Consider the following 16,557-nt stretch of genomic DNA (forward strand, 5'->3'; position numbering starts at 1 on the left):
AAAGACGCCCAGTTTCCTTTCGGAGCTGGGCGTTTTTTTATGGGTGCTGAAAGTTCGTGCGGCATCATGCCGCATCCGCGGATGCCCTGATTTGTAAGGGGTTGAGTCCGTTGTGCGTGGGTAATTACCTTGTCAGTAAAGGGGCTTTTCTTTACCATTTGGCAAATTTTTTGCGCGACTCGATTTTTACCTAGTATAGGCCTGACCAACAGGCCATAAAGCTGATGGGAGACGACTGAATGAGCAATGACGGCGTGAATGCAGGCCGGCGTCGCTTTCTGGTAGCGGCCACCTCTGTGGTGGGTGCTGCAGGAGCGGTGGGTGCCGCGGTCCCGTTCGTGGGGTCCTGGTTCCCAAGCGCCAAGGCTAAAGCTGCCGGAGCACCCGTTAAGGTGAACGTCAGCAAAATTGAGCCGGGCCAGCAGATGGTTGCTGAGTGGCGGGGGCAGCCGGTGTTTATCGTGCGCCGTACCGAGGAGATCCTCAGTAACCTGGTGAAGATCGAGGGTCAGCTGGCTGACTTCGATTCCAAGGCGTCGGAACAGCCGAGCTATGTCGATCCGAAAACCCGCTCGATCAAGCCAGAAGTTCTGCTGCTGGTAGGTCTGTGTACTCACCTGGGTTGTGCACCATCCTTCCGCCCGGAAGTGGCGCCTGCTGACCTGGGTGCTGACTGGGTGGGTGGTTATTTCTGCCCATGCCACGGCTCGCGCTATGACCTCGCTGGTCGTGTGTACAAGGCTCAACCTGCGCCCTTGAACCTGCCGGTACCGCCGCACACGTATGAGTCGGATGATGTGATCATCATCGGTGTGGACCAGGAGAAAGCATGATGAATAAATTCATGGAATGGGTTGATGCGCGCTTTCCCGCGACCAAGATGTGGGAAGACCATCTGTCCAAGTACTACGCGCCAAAGAACTTCAACTTCTTCTACTTTTTCGGCTCCCTGGCGTTGCTGGTTCTGGTTAACCAGATCGTTACCGGTGTCTGGCTGACCATGAGCTACACCCCGTCGGCTGAAGAGGCGTTTGCTTCGGTCGAGTACATCATGCGTGATGTGGAGTACGGCTGGATTCTGCGTTATATGCATTCCACCGGTGCTTCGGCGTTCTTCGTGGTGGTCTACCTGCATATGTTCCGTGGCCTGCTTTATGGTTCCTACCAGAAACCGCGCGAGCTGGTGTGGATCTTCGGCATGCTGATCTATCTGATGTTGATGGCTGAAGCCTTCATGGGCTATCTGCTGCCGTGGGGCCAGATGTCCTACTGGGGCGCCCAGGTGATCATCTCGCTGTTCGGTGCCATTCCGGTGATCGGTGCGGACCTGACTCAGTGGATCCGTGGTGACTACCTGATCTCCGGTATCACCCTGAACCGTTTCTTCGCCCTGCACGTTGTGGCTCTGCCGATCGTGATTCTTGGCCTGGTGGTTCTGCACATCCTGGCCCTGCACGAAGTCGGTTCGAACAACCCGGACGGCGTCGACATCAAGAAGAAAAAGGACGAGAACGGCATTCCGCTCGACGGCATCGCCTTCCACCCTTACTACACCGTGAAAGATATCGTCGGTGTTGTGGTGTTCCTGTTTGTCTTCTGCTTCGTGATCTTCTTCTTCCCGGAAATGGGCGGTTATTTCCTCGAGAAGCCGAACTTCGAAGCAGCTAACCCTTTCAAGACGCCTGAGCACATTGCGCCGGTTTGGTATTTCACGCCGTTCTACGCGATTTTGCGTGCGGTGCCGGACAAGCTGCTGGGTGTAATTGCCATGGGTGCAGCGATTGCGGTGCTGTTCGTGCTGCCGTGGCTGGACCGTAGCCCGGTCAAGTCGATGCGTTACAAAGGCTGGATGAGCAAGGTCTGGTTGCTGATCTTCTGCGTGTCTTTCGTGATTCTCGGTGTGCTGGGTGTACTGGCACCGACACCAGGCCGTACGTTGCTGTCGCAGGTATGTACCTTCCTGTACTTCGCGTACTTCATCCTGATGCCGTTCTATACCAAAATCGAGAAGACCAAACCGGTTCCGGAAAGGGTGACTGGCTGATGAAAAAGCTATTTGCTGCACTCGTAATTGCTGCAATGCCAGCCCTTGCTCTTGGCGCTGGTAGTGGTTATCCGCTGGATAAAGTGGAAATTGATCTGACTGACAAAGCGGCTCTGCAGGATGGTGCGCGTACCTTCGCCAACTACTGCATGGGCTGCCATGCGGCTCAATACCAACGCTATGAGCGTGTTGCTGATGACCTGGGTATTCCGCATGAAGTCATGCTAGAAAATCTGGTTTTCAATGGCGCCAAGATTGGCGATCACATGAAGATCGGTATGCAGCCAGCAGACGCCAAGGCGTGGTTCGGTGCTGCGCCGCCTGACCTGACTCTGGTTGCCCGTGTGCGTGGTAACGACTGGCTGTACACTTACCTGCGCACCTTCTACGACGATCCAAGTCGTCCACTGGGTGCCAACAACAAGGTCTTCCCGAACGTCGGCATGCCGAACGTTCTGGTGGGCCTGCAGGGTAAGCAGGTGATTGGTTGCAAGCAGGTGCAAGTGGTTGAAAACGGCAAGAAGCAGTTCGATCCGTTGACTGGCACACCGATCACTCACGAAGCCTGTGACCAGCTGACCATTGAGCCGAAGACCGGCCAGCTGAGCACTGAAGAGTTCGACGAGAAGATCCAGAACCTGGTGACCTTCCTCGCCTACTCGGCCAACCCGGTCAAGTTGAAAAGTCAGCGTATCGGTACCTATGTGCTGCTGTACCTGGCCTTCTTCTTCGTCTTCGCCTATCTGCTCAAGCGCGAATACTGGAAGGACGTGCATTAATCCTTTGCATCTCTGCTGTTGACCTGCGCGCCCCTTTGGGCGCGCAGGTTTTGTACCCTGCCATCCCTGGCGGCTACCCCTGTGGGGCCGTCGCAAGCGACGTCAAAAATTGCTCCGGCAATTTTTTCTGCTTCATATAACTCTATAAGCGAGGAGGATCGCCATGGGCGTGACCAATCGGTTGGCCTGTTACTCCGACCCCGCCGACCACTATTCCCACCGCGTACGTATTGTGCTCGCCGAGAAGGGTGTCAGCGCCGAAATCATCAGTGTCGAGAAGGATCGTTACCCAGCCAAGCTGCTTGAGGTTAATCCCTACGCCAGCCTGCCAACTTTGGTTGACCGCGATCTGGCGCTGTATGAGTCGATGGTGGTGATGGAATATCTGGATGAGCGCTACCCCCATCCGCCGTTGTTGCCGGTGTATCCGGTGGCGCGCGCCAATAGCCGGCTGCTGATTCACCGTATCCAGCGTGATTGGTGTACTCAGGTTGACCTGATCCTCGATCCACGTAGCAAGGAACCGGCCCGTGCGTTGGCACGCAAGGAGCTGCGTGAGAGCCTGACCGGCGTGTCACCGTTGTTTGCTGACAAGCCGTATTTTCTCAGTGATGAGCTGAGTCTGGTCGATTGCTGCCTGCTGCCGATTCTTTGGCGTTTGCCGATTCTGGGGATAGAGTTGCCAAAACCGGCCAAGCCGCTGCTCGATTACATGGAGCGCCAGTTTGCCCGTGAGGTGTTTCAGAGCAGTCTGTCGCCTGCTGAACGTGACATGCGTTAATCCGAGGAGGTAGTCATGAAGTCGAGCCGTCCTTATCTGGTGCGTGCCCTCTATGAATGGATCGTGGATAACGATTGCACCCCGCACCTACTGGTGAATGCCGAGTTCCCCGGTGTTCAGGTGCCTGCCGGCTTTGCCAATGATGGGCAGATTGTCCTCAACGTTTCGCCCACTGCCGTGCGTCATCTGCATATGGATAACGAAGCGGTGAGCTTTGAGGGGCGCTTTTCCGGTGTGCCGCAGAGCTTGTACATCCCGGCAGCAGCGGTGTTGGCGATCTACGCGCGGGAAAATGGTCAGGGCATGGTCTTTGACGCCGAGTCGTCGATGCTCGACGGAGGCGAAATTGACGATCCGGAAGATCAGCTTCCGCCTGATGACGAGCCGCCGCGGCCCAGTGGGCGGCCCAGTCTGAAAGTGGTCAAGTAAAGATAAAAAATGGCCGGGAGCCATTTTTGACGTCGCGCAGCGACGGCCCGCAGGGTGGTCGTCAGGGATGAAGGACCACAAAAAAGGCGATCCGAGGATCGCCTTTTTTGTGGTCGCCGTACGGGCGGTTTGTTAACGCTATCAGTTGGTGTACTGGAACAGCTTCACCACTTTCTGCACGCCAGACACGCTTTGCACCAGGTTGGTGGCCTGAGTGGCTTCGGCTTGCGAGACCAGGCCGAGCATGTAGACGATGCCGTTTTCAGTGATCACCTTGATGCGCGTGCCCGGCACGGTGCTGTCGGCGAGCATCTGGGTCTTGATGCGGCTGGTCAGCAGCGAGTCATTGCTGCGTACCAGCAGCGAGGTGGGCTGCAGAACTTGCAGCTCGTTGTGCACCTTCTTCACGTTGTTGACCCGGCGAGCGGCCTGCTCGGCCATGGCTTTGAGCTCGTTACGCGGGGTCTGGCCTGCCAGTAGCACTACGCCGTTGTAGCTGGTGACCACGATGCGTGAGGTCGGGCTGGTCAGATCAATGTGCGCGCGAGCAACACTGGAGCTGACTTCCGATGGGATGAACTGGTCGTCGATCTTGTTGCCGACGCTGCGGTTACCGCAGCCGGCCAGGGCGAGCGTCAGGGCAAGGGCGGCAAGGATCAGCGGTGAGCGGGTCATTCTTCACTCCCAAACAGTTGGCTGTCGATCAGGTCGCACAGGCAGTGGATGGCCAGCAGATGGACTTCCTGAATGCGTGCAGTGACTTTCGAAGGAACGCGGATCTCCACGTCTTCCGGCAGCAGCAGTGAGGCCATACCGCCGCCATCGCGGCCGGTGAGGGCCACCACGGTCATCTCGCGGTCGTGGGCGGCCTGGATGGCCTGGATCACGTTGGCCGAGTTACCGCTGGTGGAAATCGCCAGCAGTACGTCGCCAGGCTGGCCGAGTGCGCGAATCTGTTTGGAGAACACCTCGTTGTAGCTGTAATCGTTGGCGATTGAGGTGATGGTCGAGCTATCGGTGGTCAGCGCGATGGCCGGCAGGCTCGGGCGCTCGCGCTCGAAGCGGTTGAGCAACTCGGAAGAGAAGTGCTGGGCATCGCCGGCTGAGCCGCCATTGCCGCAGGAGAGGATCTTGCCCTCACTGAGCAGTGCCTGAACCATGGCCTGGCTGCCTTGCTCGATAAAGGGGATGAGCACTTCCATGGCCTGCTGCTTGGTTTCAATGCTGGCTTGGAACAGGTGGCGAATACGGGCTTGCATGTCCATCGGAGATATAACCTTCAGTGTGGCTTCTGTTCAGGTATCAAAGGCGTTTTGAATCCAGTCCAGTTGCGCGGGGGCTTGGCTGTCGGCGTTTATGGCAATCACATCGAAGCGGCATGGGTACTTGGCCCAGCGTGATTCTTGTTGCAGGAAGTGCTGAGCGGCGCGGCTGAGTTTCTCACGTTTGCGTGCATCCACGCTCTCTGCTGCGCCGCCCCAGGCGCTATGGCGCCGATAGCGAACTTCTACGAATACTACTGTATCGGCGTCGAGCATGACCAGATCGAGCTCGCCGAGGCGGCAGCGCCAGTTCTGTGCCAGCAGGCGTAGGCCGTGTTGCTCAAGATGCTGCCGAGCCTGAGCTTCGGCAGCATCACCGCGTTGTTGTGTGCTGATGCGCTCGTTCAATTGACGTTTTCAGGCAGTGGTTGCACCTGGCCATCGCGGAACTCGGCCCAGGGCAGCTGGCGCTCGATGCGCTGGCTGGGGCTCAGGCTCAAGTTGCCTGACAAGCCTTGCAGGCGGGTGTCGGGCAGCGCTTTCAGCTGAGTCAGGCGCGGTGCCAGGAGGTAAGCATCCGCGCCCATGGCATACAGTCGGCCGAGGCTGCCACCGGCCTGCGGCCATTGTGTGCTGGCCTGCTGGCGCAGTGGATCGTTGACGTTCAGCAGCCAGGGCGTTTCGCAGAACATGATGCCGTTGAGATCAAGGTACTGCGCCTGGTTGTAGGCCCCGGTGAACAGGTGCGAGGTGGCATAGACAGGCACGTCACCGGCGTACTGGAAGGCCAGCGTTGGTTTGATCTGCTGGGCCTGCTGCGGGGTGGCAGCGAGGAAGATGAAATCGACATCGCGGCGACGTGACGGTGCGGCGGCAACCGCGCTGCCCAGGGTGCTCTGCAGGCGCTTGCTGCGGGCTTCGCTTTCACGCAGTTGGAACAGGTCGGCGATCTGTCTGGCCAGTTCGACGGGCTGGTCAACGTGCTCGGCAGCAATCAGAGTACCGCCCTGGGCTTGCCAGCTTTGGCGGAAAGCGGCAAGGACGCGGTCGCCCCATTCACCGTTGGGTACCAAGGCAACCGCACGACGCATGCCGTCGGCCCAGGCGCGGCGGGCGACTTCACGGGCTTCATCTTCGGCCGCCAGGCCAAACTGGAACAGTTGTGCCGGGCCTTCCTGGCTGGTTTCGCTGTAGTTCAGCGCAAGTGTGGTGATGGGCAGTTGTTCGCGGCTGCTCAGCTGGCTGACCAGGTTCTTTTCCAGTGGACCGATCACCAGTTGTACGCCAGCAGCCTGGGCCTGGGTGTAGAAGGCGTCCATGGAACCAATGCGCGAGCTGTCGAATATCTGGATGTTCGGCGGGTTCTGTCCGGCCTGCTGGGCCTGGTAATGGGCGGCCAGAAAGCCGTCACGCAAGGCGCGGGCCACGCTGGCCAGTTGACCATCCTGGGGCAGCAGCAGGGCAATTTCGGTCAGGGGTTGGCTAGAGAGCTTTTTCAGCTCGACCAGCGCCTGCGGCAGTTGTTGTGCGGCGGGATGCTGCGGGTTGGCGGCAACCCAGGCATCGACCGCGCTTTGTTGCTGCTCTAGCGTGCCGGCACTTTTGGAGGCGCGGGCCAGTTCCAGCCAGCCATCGAGATCAGTGTCGCCACTGGCCTGCAGCTCGTTTGCGGGCAAGCTGGAAACCAGTGTCCAGATAATTTCCTGATTCTGTGCGGCGCTGGTAGCGCTGAGCAGCGGCGCAATAAAGACCCGCTCCCGGGCTGCTGCCAGGGTTTGTCCGCTGGCTTGCAGGGCGCTGGCGCGTACCAGTTGGCTGCGCACCTGCTGCTCAACCGGCAGCTCACCGAGGCGTTCCATGCTCGGGTGGCTGAGGGCGCGCAGGGCGGCTTTGGGCTTGTTGCGGCTCATGTCCAGCTCTGCGCGCAGGGTGCTGGCGTAGATCTGCTGGGCGGGTTTCAGGCTTTCCAGTTGCACCTGTTCGAGAATGCTGCTGGTGCGTGCCAGATCCTTCTGTTTATAGGCCAGGTCGGCGGCTGACAGGCGCAGTGCTGCGGCCTGTTCAGCGGGGCTTTCGGCTGCTTGCTGCAGCAGTTGTTCGATGCTGGCTTGCGGCGTACGGGGTAGCTCGCCCAGTGTCGATGAGGGCTGGCTGGCGCAGGCTGCAAGCAGGCCGGCAAGGCAGAGGGCGGAAAGAGGGCGCAGGCAGGCGATCATGTAAGCGTTCCTGATACTTGATCAAATTGAGCGTCGAATTGTACCCAAGCCCGCCGGGTGACGCGATGTCGAAGGTTGGAAACGGGCTACAATGCGCGCTTTGCTGATTTTGAGAGGCCTGTGCTGTGACCACTTCCGCTGCTGCAAATTCGCCGTTGGGCAGTCTTTATGTGGTGGCGACGCCTATTGGTAACCTGGATGACATCAGCGCGCGGGCGTTGAACATCCTGCGCAGTGTGGCGCTGATCGCGGCCGAGGACACCCGGCATTCGGCGCGTCTGATGCAGCATTTTGGTGTCAGTACGCCGTTGGCGGCCTGCCATGAGCACAATGAGCGTGATCAGGGTGGACGCTTTCTGGCGCGTTTGCAGGCAGGTGAGGATGTGGCGTTGATCTCTGATGCCGGTACCCCGCTGATTTCCGATCCTGGCTATCATCTGGTGCGTCAGGCGCGCGCTGCCGGCATTGCCGTAGTGCCTGTGCCGGGTGCTTGTGCGTTGATTGCTGCGTTGTCGGCTGCAGGGCTGCCGTCGGATCGCTTTATTTTCGAAGGTTTTCTCCCGGCCAAGGCGGCAGGGCGTCGTGCGCGCCTTGAGCAGGTAAAGGAAGAGTCCCGCACGCTGATCTTCTATGAGGCACCACACCGCATCCTTGAGTGTCTGCAGGATATGCAGGCGGTATTTGGCGATGAGCGCCCAGCTCTGCTGGCGCGTGAGCTGACCAAGACCTTCGAGACACTCAAGGGCATGCCGCTGGCTGAGCTGGCCGCCTGGGTGGCGGCGGACAGCAATCAGCAGCGCGGTGAGTGCGTGGTGCTGGTGGCGGGTTGGCAAGCGCCTGAAGGCGAGGGGGCCGTCAGTGCCGAGGCCATGCGCGTGTTGAATCTGCTGTTGGCGGAAATGCCGCTCAAGCGCGCGGCGGCGCTGGCGGCAGAGATCACCGGGGTGCGCAAAAACCTGCTCTATCAGGTTGCGTTGGAGCAGCAGAAAGACGTTTAAGCCTTGTCCAATGGGGCGCGGGCCGTTAACCTTGCCCGCGGAGAGTCGATCGGACAGTCGCTGCCTTCGCAAGAAGGGGGAGGAAAGTCCGGGCTCCATAGGGCGGAGTGCCAGGTAATGCCTGGGAGGCGTGAGCCTACGGAAAGTGCCACAGAAAATAACCGCCTAAGCATTTCGGTGCCGGTAAGGGTGAAAAGGTGCGGTAAGAGCGCACCGCGCGGCTGGCAACAGTCCGTGGCTAGGTAAACCCCACTCGGAGCAAGACCAAATAGGGTTCCATTGGCGTGGCCCGCGCTGGAACCGGGTAGGTTGCTAAAGGCGTGCAGTGATGTACGTCGTAGAGGAATGACTGTCCTCGACAGAACCCGGCTTACAGATCGACTCTCCACCTTCCTCATTTATCCGCTTCACTGTTCCGCCTCCTTTCTAATACCGAAAAAATCTTACTCTTAACAAATCACTTTAACTTCGAAGTTCAGCTCGCTGTTTGGTCTTGTTTTTGTGCTCAAAACTTCGAGTTTTTTCTCCGTTTTGCCCCTCTCAAAGTTCGCTAAATCGCCGTTCTATAAGGATTTTTCCCGCCAAGCGTGCCTTGACGGTGGGGTGCGTGCGTTCCTATAGTGTGCGCGAGTGGTAAGAAGTGGCACAAAGTGGGTTTCTTAGGCACGGATAGCTAATAAAAAGGGGAAACGCGATCGTGTTTCGCGGAGCTAACGCCATCAGTCTCGACGCCAAAGGGCGACTCGCGATGCCAAGTCGGTATCGGGACGAGCTCGTGTCGCGTTGCGCCGGCCAGCTTATCGTCACGATTGATGCCATCGACCCTTGCCTGTGTGTCTATCCGTTGTCCGAGTGGGAGCTGATCGAAGCCAAGCTCCGTGAGCTCGCCTCCTTCCGTGAAGAAAACCGCCGTCTGCAGCGCCTGCTGATTGGTAACGCCGTTGACCTCGAACTGGATGCCAGTGGTCGTTTCCTGGTACCGCCGCGTCTGCGTGAGTACGCCAAGCTGGACAAGCGCGCGATGCTGGTTGGCCAACTCAATAAATTCCAACTGTGGGATGAAGATGCCTGGAATGCCGTGGCTGATGCCGATCTGGCCGCGATCAAGCAACCGGGTGCTTTGTCCGACGACCTACGTGACTTGATCCTGTGACCATGACCAGCAGCTTCCGCCATATCACCGTGCTCCTCGACGAGGCTGTCGAAGGGCTGGCTGTGTGCGCCAATGGTTGCTATCTGGATGGCACCTTTGGGCGTGGCGGACACAGTCGACTGATTCTGGAAAAGCTCGGGCCAGACGGTCGCTTGCTGGGGTTTGACAAAGACCCCCTGGCAATCGCGACCGGGAATGCGCTGGCGGCCGAAGACGGCCGCTTTGTCGTTGTGCAACGCAGCTTTGCTGAGTTGGGCGATGAAGTTGTGGCACGCGGCCTGGCCGGTAAGGTCAATGGCATTCTGCTGGACCTGGGTGTGTCCTCGCCGCAGCTGGACGATGCCGAGCGTGGCTTCAGCTTTATGAACGACGGCCCGCTGGATATGCGCATGAACCCGGATGCTGGGGTCAGCGCTGCGCAGTTCATCGCTACGGCCGCTGAAGAAGAAATCGCTCGGGTGTTCAAAGAATACGGCGAAGAGCGCTTCGCCAAACGTATGGCTCGTGCTGTGGTGCTGCGCCGCGCCGAGCAGCCGTTCGAGCGTACAGCCGATCTGGCGCAGGTGCTGACCGTGGCCAATCCAGCCTGGGAAAAGGGCAAGAACCCGGCGACTCGCGCCTTCCAGGGCTTGCGTATTCACGTCAATAACGAACTGGGCGATCTGGAGCGTGGCCTGGATGCGGCCCTGGAAACCCTCGAAGTAGGTGGCCGTCTGGTGGTGATCAGCTTCCACTCGCTGGAAGACCGCATCGTCAAACTCTTTATGCGCAAGCATGCCAAGGGTGAGGTGGACAAGCTGCCGCGTGATCTGCCGATCATTCCGAAAGCCTTCGAGCCACGCCTGAAGTTGATCGGCAAGCCGGTGTTTGCTTCTGAGGCCGAGCTGGCGGCCAATCCGCGTTCGCGCAGTGCGGTGATGCGCATTGCGGAGAAGGTGCGATGAGCGCGCTGTTCGCCAAGCCATTGCCCGGCGGCAGTCTGCTGATGCTGCTGCTGTTTCTGGCTGTGCTGGTGTCGGCTGTAGGCGTTTCCTACAGCGCGCACTGGAACCGTCAGTTGCTCAATGAGTTGTATGCCGAACTCAGTGTGCGCGATAAGGCACAGGCCGAATGGGGCCGGTTGATCCTTGAGCAAAGCACCTGGACCGCGCACAACCGTATTGAAACCCTGGCCACTGAGCGCCTGAGCATGCGTATCCCGGATGCCGCCGAAGTGCGTATGGTGGCGCCATGATGGGGCTCGAGGGCGCACTCTACCCATGGCGTTTCCGTCTGGTGCTGCTGTTGTTGGCGCTGATGGTGGGCGCGATTGCCTGGCGTATTGTCGATCTGCAGGTGTTCGATCAGAACTTCCTGCAGGCCCATGGCGATGCGCGCAGCGTGCGGCATATCCCGATTCCGGCGCACCGCGGTCTGATCACCGACCGCAATGGCGAGCCCCTGGCTGTCAGTACCCCGGTGACTACCTTGTGGGCCAATGGCAGGGAACTGCAAAGCGGCAAGGCCAAGTGGAATGAACTGGCGGCTGCCCTGGGCCAGGACGCCAAGACCTTCTCGGCGCGTCTGGCTGCGGCTCACGAACGCGAGTTTATGTACCTGGTGCGCGGCCTGACGCCTGAGCAGGGACAGCGCATTCTCGACCTGAAAGTGCCAGGCGTGTACGGCATCGAAGAATTCCGCCGTTTCTATCCGGCTGGTGAGGTGGCCGCCCACGTGGTGGGCTTTACCGACATTGATGACCGCGGCCGCGAAGGCATGGAGCTGGCCTTCGAGGATTGGCTAGCCGGCGTGCCCGGCAAGCGTCAGGTGCTCAAGGATCGGCGCGGGCGGCTGATCAAGGACGTCCAGGTTGCACAGAATGCCAAGGCCGGTAAGGCCTTGGCATTGTCGATTGACCTGCGCCTGCAATACCTGGCACACCGCGAGCTGCGTAATGCCGTCACCGAGTTTGGCGCCAAGGCCGGCAGCCTGGTGCTGCTCGATGTGCAGACCGGTGAAGTGCTGGCCATGGTCAACCAGCCGACCTACAACCCGAACAACCGCCGCAATCTGCAACCGGCTGCCATGCGCAATCGGGCCATGATCGATGTGTTTGAGCCCGGCTCGACCGTCAAACCGTTTTCCATCGCTGCCGCCCTCGGTTCCGGCCGCTGGACCCCGGAAATGACCGTGGACACCGCCCCTGGCAGCATGCGCATCGGCCGATACACCATCCGTGACGTGTCGCGCGGCGGCGTGCTTAACCTGACCCAGATTCTGATGAAGTCGAGCAACGTCGGCATCACTAAAGTGGCGTTCGATATTGGCGCCGAGCCGATCTACGCCGTGATGCAGCAAGTCGGCCTGGGTCAGGACACGGGCCTGAGCTTCCCCGGTGAGCGCGTCGGCAACCTGCCTAACTACCGCGTCTGGAAACAGGCCGAGACCGCCACTCTGGCTTATGGCTACGGCCTTTCGGTAACCGCGGTGCAACTGGCGCATGCCTATTCGGTATTGGCCAACGACGGCAAGAACGTTCAGCTGTCGATGGTGCGCCTGGATCGCCAACCGGTTTCGACTCAGGTAATTGACCAGCAGATTGCCAAGACCGTGCTCGGCATGCTCCAGGCGGTGGTCGAAGAGCCGGGTGGTGGCGGTGCGCGGGCCAAGGTGCCGGGCTACCACGTCGGCGGCAAAAGCGGCACCGCGCGTAAAGCCGCCACCGGCGGCAGCAAGGGCTATGTCGACAAGGCTTATCGCTCGTTCTTTGCCGGTGTCGCGCCTATCGATAACCCACGTATTGCTGCGGTGATCATGATCGACGAGCCAAGTGAAGGTGGTTACTACGGCGGTCTGGTCTCCGCTCCGGTGTTCGGCAAGGTCATGGCCGGCGCCCTGCGTCTGATGAACGTGGCCCCGGATAACCTGCCGGCGCCTGAAGCTGCGAAGGTCGAAACCGCCGCTGCTGCACCCGTTAAAGGAGGGCGCATCTGATGCCCATGCCGCTAAATCAGCTGCTGCCGCAAGCCGCCAGCTCAACCCTGATTCGTGAATTGACCCTGGACAGCCGCAAGGTGCGTCCGGGTGACCTGTTTCTGGCCGTACCCGGCACCCAGCAAGATGGCCGTGTGCATATCGCTGATGCGGTGGCTCGCGGTGCCGCGGCCGTGGCCTATGAAGCCGAAGGTGCGGCCGTGATGACTGCGCACAGCGCCGAGCTGATTGCACTGAAAGGTCTGGCCAATCAGCTGTCTGCGATTGCCGGGCGTTTCTATGGCGAGCCGAGCCGTGGCCTGCACCTGATCGGTATCACAGGCACCAATGGCAAAACCAGCGTCAGCCAGTTGTTGGCCCAGGCCCTGGATCTGCTGGGCGAGCGCTGCGGCATCGTCGGCACCCTGGGTAATGGTTTCTACGGCGCGCTGGAGCAGGGCCGTCACACCACGCCTGACCCCATTGGCGTGCAGGCCACCCTGGCTGACATGAAAAACGCCGGTGCGCGCGCCGTGGCCATGGAAGTCTCGTCCCACGGTCTGCATCAGGGTCGCGTGGCTGCCTTGGCGTTTGATGTGGCCGTGCTGACCAACCTGTCGCGCGACCATCTGGATTACCACGGTTCGATGCAGGCCTACGCCGAAGCGAAGGCCGCGTTGTTCGCCTGGTCGGGCCTGCGTTGCCGGGTGCTCAACCTGGACGATGCCTTTGGTCGTGAACTGGCGGCTGCCGAGCATGATTCCCGGCTGATCAGCTACAGCCTGCACGATGCCGAAGCCTACCTGTATTGCCGCGATGCGCAGTTCGATGAGCAGGGCGTGCGCGCCACGCTGGTCACTCCACGTGGCGAAGGCAGCCTGCGCAGCTCGCTGCTCGGGCGCTTCAACCTGAGCAACCTGCTGGCGGTGGTCGGCGCGCTGCTGGGGCTGGATTACCCGCTGGATGAAATTCTCCAGGTGCTGCCGCAGCTGCAGGGCCCTATTGGTCGTATGCAGCGGTTGGGTGGCGGCAAGCAGCCGTTGGTGGTGGTGGACTATGCACACACACCGGACGCCCTGGAAAAAGTCCTCGAAGCCCTGCGCCCGCACGTCAAAGGCCGCCTGCTGTGTCTGTTCGGCTGTGGTGGCGACCGTGACAACGGCAAGCGTCCGCTGATGGCTGCGGTGGTTGAGCGTCTGGCCGATGCGGTGCTGGTCACTGATGACAACCCGCGTACTGAGGCGCCTGCGCAGATTTTTGCCGACATTCGTACCGGTTTCGCCACGCCTGAGGCTGTGCAGTTTGTGCATGGCCGCGGCCAAGCGATTGCTCAGCTGATTGCCGCTGCCAGCGCCGATGATGTGCTGGTACTGGCCGGCAAGGGCCATGAGGACTATCAGGAAATCAACGGCGTGCGTCAGCCGTTCTCCGATCTGGTTGAAGCGACAAAAGCGTTGGCCGCATGGGAGGTGGCGCATGCTTAAGGCGCTGCGGTTGAGCGAAGTGGCTGGCCCATTGAGTGCCAAGGTGATTGGTGCCGATGTGACATTCAGTGCAGTCAGCAGCGACAGCCGGGCGATTCAGCCAGGCCAGCTGTTCGTCGCCCTGGCCGGCCCGCGTTTCGATGGTCATGACTACCTGGCTGACGTCGCCAGCAAAGGTGCTGTGGCGGCGCTGGTCGAGCGTGAAGTCGTCGGTGCAGCGCTGCCGCAACTGCTGGTCGCCGATACCCGTTTGGCTCTGGGTCAGTTGGGCGCGCTCAATCGTCAGGCGTTCACCGCGCCTGTGGTGGCGATTACCGGTTCCAGCGGCAAGACCACGGTCAAGGAAATGCTCGCCAGCATCCTGCGCGAAGGCCTGCACGGTCCGGTGCTGGCCACCCGTGGCAACCTGAATAACGACCTCGGCGCACCGCTGACCCTGCTGGAGCTGGCCCCTGAGCATGTTGCCGGGGTGATCGAGTTGGGTGCCAACCATGTCGGCGAGATTGCCTACACCGTCAGCCTGACCCAGCCACAGGTGGCTGTACTGAATAACGCCGGCACCGCGCATGTTGGCGAATTCGGCGGCCCTGAGAAAATTGTTGAGGCCAAGGGCGAGATCCTCGAAGGCCTGAGCGAAAGCGGTGTGGCCGTGCTCAACCTTGATGACCGGGCCTTTGCCATTTGGCAGCAGCGCGCCAAAGGACGCCGCGTCAGCAGTTTCGCCCTGGTTAATCCGGCGGCTGATGTCTACGCCAGCGAACTGGCCCGCGACGCCCGTGGCTGCTCGGCCTTTACCCTGCATTGCGCCAGCGGCCAGGCGCGCATCCAGCTCAATCTGCTCGGTGAGCACAATGTCGCCAATGCCCTGGCCGCTGCCGCCGCTGCTTTGGCGTTGGGCATTGAGCCTGTAGCGATCAAGGCCGGGCTGGAAAACCTGCAACCGGTCAAAGGCCGTGCTGTTGCGCAGATCGCAGCGAATGGCTTGCGGGTGATCGACGACAGCTACAACGCCAATCCGACCTCCGTCTGCGCTGCCATCGATATCCTTACCGGTTTTCCTGGCCGCCGCGTGCTGGTGCTGGGGGATATCGGCGAGCTGGGCGCGTGGGCCGAACAGGGCCATCGCCAAGTCGGCAGCTATGCGCTGGGTAAGGTCGATGCGGTTTATGCCGTCGGCCCGCTGATGGCTTTTGCTATTGAAGAATTCGGCACACAGGGTCGGCACTTTGCCGACCAGGCCAGCCTGATCGACGCGCTGCTCGCCGAACAAAGCGGCGAGCAGGGCGACACCACTGTTCTTATTAAAGGTTCACGCAGCGCGGCGATGGAAAAAGTCGTCGCGGCGCTGTGTGGCACATCCGGGGAGATTCACTAATGCTGCTGCTGCTGGCGGAATACCTGCAACAGTTCCACAAGGGTTTCGCAGTGTTCCAGTACCTGACACTGCGCGGCATCCTCGGCGTGCTTACCGCCCTGGCGCTGTCGCTGTGGCTCGGCCCGTGGATGATCCGCACCCTGCAGATCCGCCAGATCGGCCAGGCGGTGCGTAACGACGGCCCGCAGTCGCATCTGTCGAAGAAGGGCACGCCAACCATGGGGGGCGCGCTGATTCTCTCGGCCATTACCGTCAGCACCCTGCTCTGGGCTGACCTGTCCAACCGTTATGTCTGGGTGGTACTGGCTGTTACGCTGCTGTTTGGTGCCATCGGCTGGGTCGACGACTACCGCAAGGTGATCGAGAAGAACTCGCGGGGCCTGCCAAGCCGCTGGAAATACTTCTGGCAGTCGGTGTTCGGCCTGGGCGCGGCATTTTTCCTTTATATGACCGCACAGAGCCCGGTGGAAACCACCCTGATCCTGCCGATGATCAAGGACTTCGGTCTGGAGCTGGGCCTGGGTTTTGTGGTGCTGACCTACTTTGTGATCGTCGGCTCGAGCAACGCGGTCAACCTCACCGACGGCCTCGATGGCCTGGCCATTCTGCCGACCGTGATGGTTGGCGGTGCGCTGGGGATCTTCTGTTACCTGTCGGGTAACGTGAATTTCGCTGAATACCTGTTTATCCCTTATGTGCCGGGTGCGGGCGAGCTGATCGTGTTCTGCGCCGCCCTGGTCGGTGCTGGCTTGGGCTTTCTCTGGTTCAACACCTACCCGGCGCAAGTATTCATGGGCGACGTAGGCGCGCTGGCCCTCGGTGCGGCCCTGGGCACCATCGCGGTGATCGTGCGCCAGGAAGTGGTGCTGTTCATCATGGGCGGCATCTTCGTGGTGGAAACCCTGTCGGTGATCATCCAGGTCGCCAGCTTCAAGCTGACCGGCAAGCGCGTGTTCCGCATGGCGCCGATCCATCACCACTTTGAACTGAAAGGCTGGCCCGAGCCGCGCGTGATCGTGCGTTTCTGGATCATCACCGTGATTCTGGTGCTGATCGGCCTTGCCACCCTGAAGCTGCGTTGAGG

General features: G+C 60.4%; 17 protein-coding genes and 1 other RNA gene. 14 read left to right on the forward strand and 4 right to left on the reverse strand.

The window, feature by feature from the left end:
- Positions 1–239 precede the first annotated feature (239 nt).
- The 5 genes from petA (at position 240) to ACOCLD_RS06665 (ending at position 4,033) form a co-directional block, all read left to right on the forward strand.
- The gene (petA, locus tag ACOCLD_RS06645) at positions 240–833 is read left to right on the forward strand and encodes a ubiquinol-cytochrome c reductase iron-sulfur subunit (protein ID WP_090249148.1); all 594 of its coding nucleotides are present in this window, start codon (positions 240–242) and stop codon (positions 831–833) included.
- Complete coding sequence (locus ACOCLD_RS06650; protein WP_233684506.1) at positions 833–2,044, forward strand: cytochrome b; 1,212 nt, start codon at positions 833–835, stop codon at positions 2,042–2,044. Before petA ends, ACOCLD_RS06650 begins: the two co-directional genes overlap by 1 nt.
- The gene (locus ACOCLD_RS06655; protein ID WP_257777113.1) at positions 2,044–2,823 is read left to right on the forward strand and encodes a cytochrome c1; all 780 of its coding nucleotides are present in this window, start codon (positions 2,044–2,046) and stop codon (positions 2,821–2,823) included. The genes ACOCLD_RS06650 and ACOCLD_RS06655 overlap by 1 nt, the downstream gene beginning before the upstream one ends.
- Positions 2,824–2,986: 163 nt before the next feature.
- Positions 2,987–3,604 carry a glutathione S-transferase N-terminal domain-containing protein gene (locus ACOCLD_RS06660; RefSeq protein WP_422911305.1) on the forward strand — a complete coding sequence of 206 codons (618 nt, stop codon included), beginning with the start codon at positions 2,987–2,989 and terminating at the stop codon, positions 3,602–3,604.
- 15 nt (positions 3,605–3,619) lie between these two features.
- Positions 3,620–4,033, forward strand: coding sequence for a ClpXP protease specificity-enhancing factor (locus tag ACOCLD_RS06665; RefSeq protein ID WP_257777115.1), 414 nt, complete (start codon positions 3,620–3,622; stop codon positions 4,031–4,033).
- 141 nt (positions 4,034–4,174) lie between these two features.
- Here ACOCLD_RS06665 and ACOCLD_RS06670 read toward each other — a convergent pair whose 3' ends face one another.
- The 4 genes from ACOCLD_RS06670 to ACOCLD_RS06685 are packed head-to-tail and all read right to left on the reverse strand — an operon-like array spanning position 4,175 to position 7,511.
- Positions 4,175–4,708 carry a BON domain-containing protein gene (locus ACOCLD_RS06670; protein ID WP_257777116.1) on the reverse strand — a complete coding sequence of 178 codons (534 nt, stop codon included), beginning with the start codon at positions 4,706–4,708 and terminating at the stop codon, positions 4,175–4,177.
- Positions 4,705–5,298 carry a phosphoheptose isomerase gene (locus ACOCLD_RS06675; protein WP_090249136.1) on the reverse strand — a complete coding sequence of 198 codons (594 nt, stop codon included), beginning with the start codon at positions 5,296–5,298 and terminating at the stop codon, positions 4,705–4,707. Before ACOCLD_RS06675 ends, ACOCLD_RS06670 begins: the two co-directional genes overlap by 4 nt.
- Positions 5,299–5,328: 30 nt before the next feature.
- Positions 5,329–5,703, reverse strand: a complete 375-nt coding sequence (locus tag ACOCLD_RS06680; protein ID WP_422911306.1) for a YraN family protein — start codon at positions 5,701–5,703, stop codon at positions 5,329–5,331.
- Positions 5,700–7,511 (reverse strand): penicillin-binding protein activator, encoded by a 1,812-nt coding sequence (locus ACOCLD_RS06685; protein WP_422911307.1) that lies wholly within the window; start codon positions 7,509–7,511, stop codon positions 5,700–5,702. The genes ACOCLD_RS06680 and ACOCLD_RS06685 overlap by 4 nt, the downstream gene beginning before the upstream one ends.
- A 155-nt stretch (positions 7,512–7,666) precedes the next feature.
- Between ACOCLD_RS06685 and rsmI the strand changes: the two genes are divergently transcribed.
- The 9 genes from rsmI to mraY all read left to right on the forward strand — a co-directional run bounded on the left by rsmI (position 7,667) and on the right by mraY (position 16,555).
- Entirely contained in the window at positions 7,667–8,509 is an 843-nt protein-coding gene (gene rsmI, locus ACOCLD_RS06690) for a 16S rRNA (cytidine(1402)-2'-O)-methyltransferase (RefSeq protein WP_422911771.1), read from the forward strand.
- Between the two features lie 41 nt (positions 8,510–8,550).
- An RNA gene (rnpB, locus tag ACOCLD_RS06695) (RNase P RNA component class A) lies at positions 8,551–8,898 on the forward strand.
- Between the two features lie 308 nt (positions 8,899–9,206).
- Entirely contained in the window at positions 9,207–9,662 is a 456-nt protein-coding gene (gene mraZ, locus ACOCLD_RS06700; protein ID WP_090249128.1) for a division/cell wall cluster transcriptional repressor MraZ, read from the forward strand.
- A 2-nt stretch (positions 9,663–9,664) separates the two neighbouring features.
- Positions 9,665–10,606, forward strand: a complete 942-nt coding sequence (rsmH, locus tag ACOCLD_RS06705; protein WP_422911308.1) for a 16S rRNA (cytosine(1402)-N(4))-methyltransferase RsmH — start codon at positions 9,665–9,667, stop codon at positions 10,604–10,606.
- Positions 10,603–10,896 (forward strand): cell division protein FtsL, encoded by a 294-nt coding sequence (gene ftsL, locus ACOCLD_RS06710; protein WP_108489633.1) that lies wholly within the window; start codon positions 10,603–10,605, stop codon positions 10,894–10,896. The genes rsmH and ftsL overlap by 4 nt, the downstream gene beginning before the upstream one ends.
- Positions 10,896–12,635 carry a peptidoglycan D,D-transpeptidase FtsI family protein gene (locus ACOCLD_RS06715; protein WP_422911772.1) on the forward strand — a complete coding sequence of 580 codons (1,740 nt, stop codon included), beginning with the start codon at positions 10,896–10,898 and terminating at the stop codon, positions 12,633–12,635. Before ftsL ends, ACOCLD_RS06715 begins: the two co-directional genes overlap by 1 nt.
- Entirely contained in the window at positions 12,635–14,098 is a 1,464-nt protein-coding gene (locus ACOCLD_RS06720) for a UDP-N-acetylmuramoyl-L-alanyl-D-glutamate--2,6-diaminopimelate ligase (protein ID WP_422911309.1), read from the forward strand. The genes ACOCLD_RS06715 and ACOCLD_RS06720 overlap by 1 nt, the downstream gene beginning before the upstream one ends.
- Positions 14,091–15,473: a UDP-N-acetylmuramoyl-tripeptide--D-alanyl-D-alanine ligase gene (locus ACOCLD_RS06725; RefSeq protein WP_422911310.1), complete on the forward strand. Its 1,383-nt coding sequence runs from the start codon at positions 14,091–14,093 to the stop codon at positions 15,471–15,473. The genes ACOCLD_RS06720 and ACOCLD_RS06725 overlap by 8 nt, the downstream gene beginning before the upstream one ends.
- Positions 15,473–16,555 carry a phospho-N-acetylmuramoyl-pentapeptide-transferase gene (gene mraY / locus ACOCLD_RS06730; protein WP_257777122.1) on the forward strand — a complete coding sequence of 361 codons (1,083 nt, stop codon included), beginning with the start codon at positions 15,473–15,475 and terminating at the stop codon, positions 16,553–16,555. The genes ACOCLD_RS06725 and mraY overlap by 1 nt, the downstream gene beginning before the upstream one ends.
- Positions 16,556–16,557 lie beyond the last annotated feature (2 nt).

The sequence above is a fragment of the Pseudomonas cimarronensis genome (genome assembly GCF_049331905.1).
Lineage (GTDB): Bacteria > Pseudomonadota > Gammaproteobacteria > Pseudomonadales > Pseudomonadaceae > Aquipseudomonas.

Bases quoted from the DNA above. Each gene is read 5' to 3' on its own strand.
- petA (WP_090249148.1), top strand. From the start codon at position 240: ATGAGCAATGACGGCGTGAATGCAGGCCGGCGTCGCTTTCTGGTAGCG.
- ACOCLD_RS06650 (WP_233684506.1), top strand. From the start codon at position 833: ATGAATAAATTCATGGAATGGGTTGATGCGCGCTTTCCCGCGACCAAG.
- ACOCLD_RS06655 (WP_257777113.1), top strand. From the start codon at position 2,044: ATGAAAAAGCTATTTGCTGCACTCGTAATTGCTGCAATGCCAGCCCTT.
- ACOCLD_RS06660 (WP_422911305.1), top strand. From the start codon at position 2,987: ATGGGCGTGACCAATCGGTTGGCCTGTTACTCCGACCCCGCCGACCAC.
- ACOCLD_RS06665 (WP_257777115.1), top strand. From the start codon at position 3,620: ATGAAGTCGAGCCGTCCTTATCTGGTGCGTGCCCTCTATGAATGGATC.
- ACOCLD_RS06670 (WP_257777116.1), bottom strand. From the start codon at position 4,708: ATGACCCGCTCACCGCTGATCCTTGCCGCCCTTGCCCTGACGCTCGCC.
- ACOCLD_RS06675 (WP_090249136.1), bottom strand. From the start codon at position 5,298: ATGGACATGCAAGCCCGTATTCGCCACCTGTTCCAAGCCAGCATTGAA.
- ACOCLD_RS06685 (WP_422911307.1), bottom strand. From the start codon at position 7,511: ATGATCGCCTGCCTGCGCCCTCTTTCCGCCCTCTGCCTTGCCGGCCTG.
- rsmH (WP_422911308.1), top strand. From the start codon at position 9,665: ATGACCAGCAGCTTCCGCCATATCACCGTGCTCCTCGACGAGGCTGTC.
- ftsL (WP_108489633.1), top strand. From the start codon at position 10,603: ATGAGCGCGCTGTTCGCCAAGCCATTGCCCGGCGGCAGTCTGCTGATG.
- ACOCLD_RS06715 (WP_422911772.1), top strand. From the start codon at position 10,896: ATGGGGCTCGAGGGCGCACTCTACCCATGGCGTTTCCGTCTGGTGCTG.
- ACOCLD_RS06720 (WP_422911309.1), top strand. From the start codon at position 12,635: ATGCCCATGCCGCTAAATCAGCTGCTGCCGCAAGCCGCCAGCTCAACC.
- ACOCLD_RS06725 (WP_422911310.1), top strand. From the start codon at position 14,091: ATGCTTAAGGCGCTGCGGTTGAGCGAAGTGGCTGGCCCATTGAGTGCC.
- mraY (WP_257777122.1), top strand. From the start codon at position 15,473: ATGCTGCTGCTGCTGGCGGAATACCTGCAACAGTTCCACAAGGGTTTC.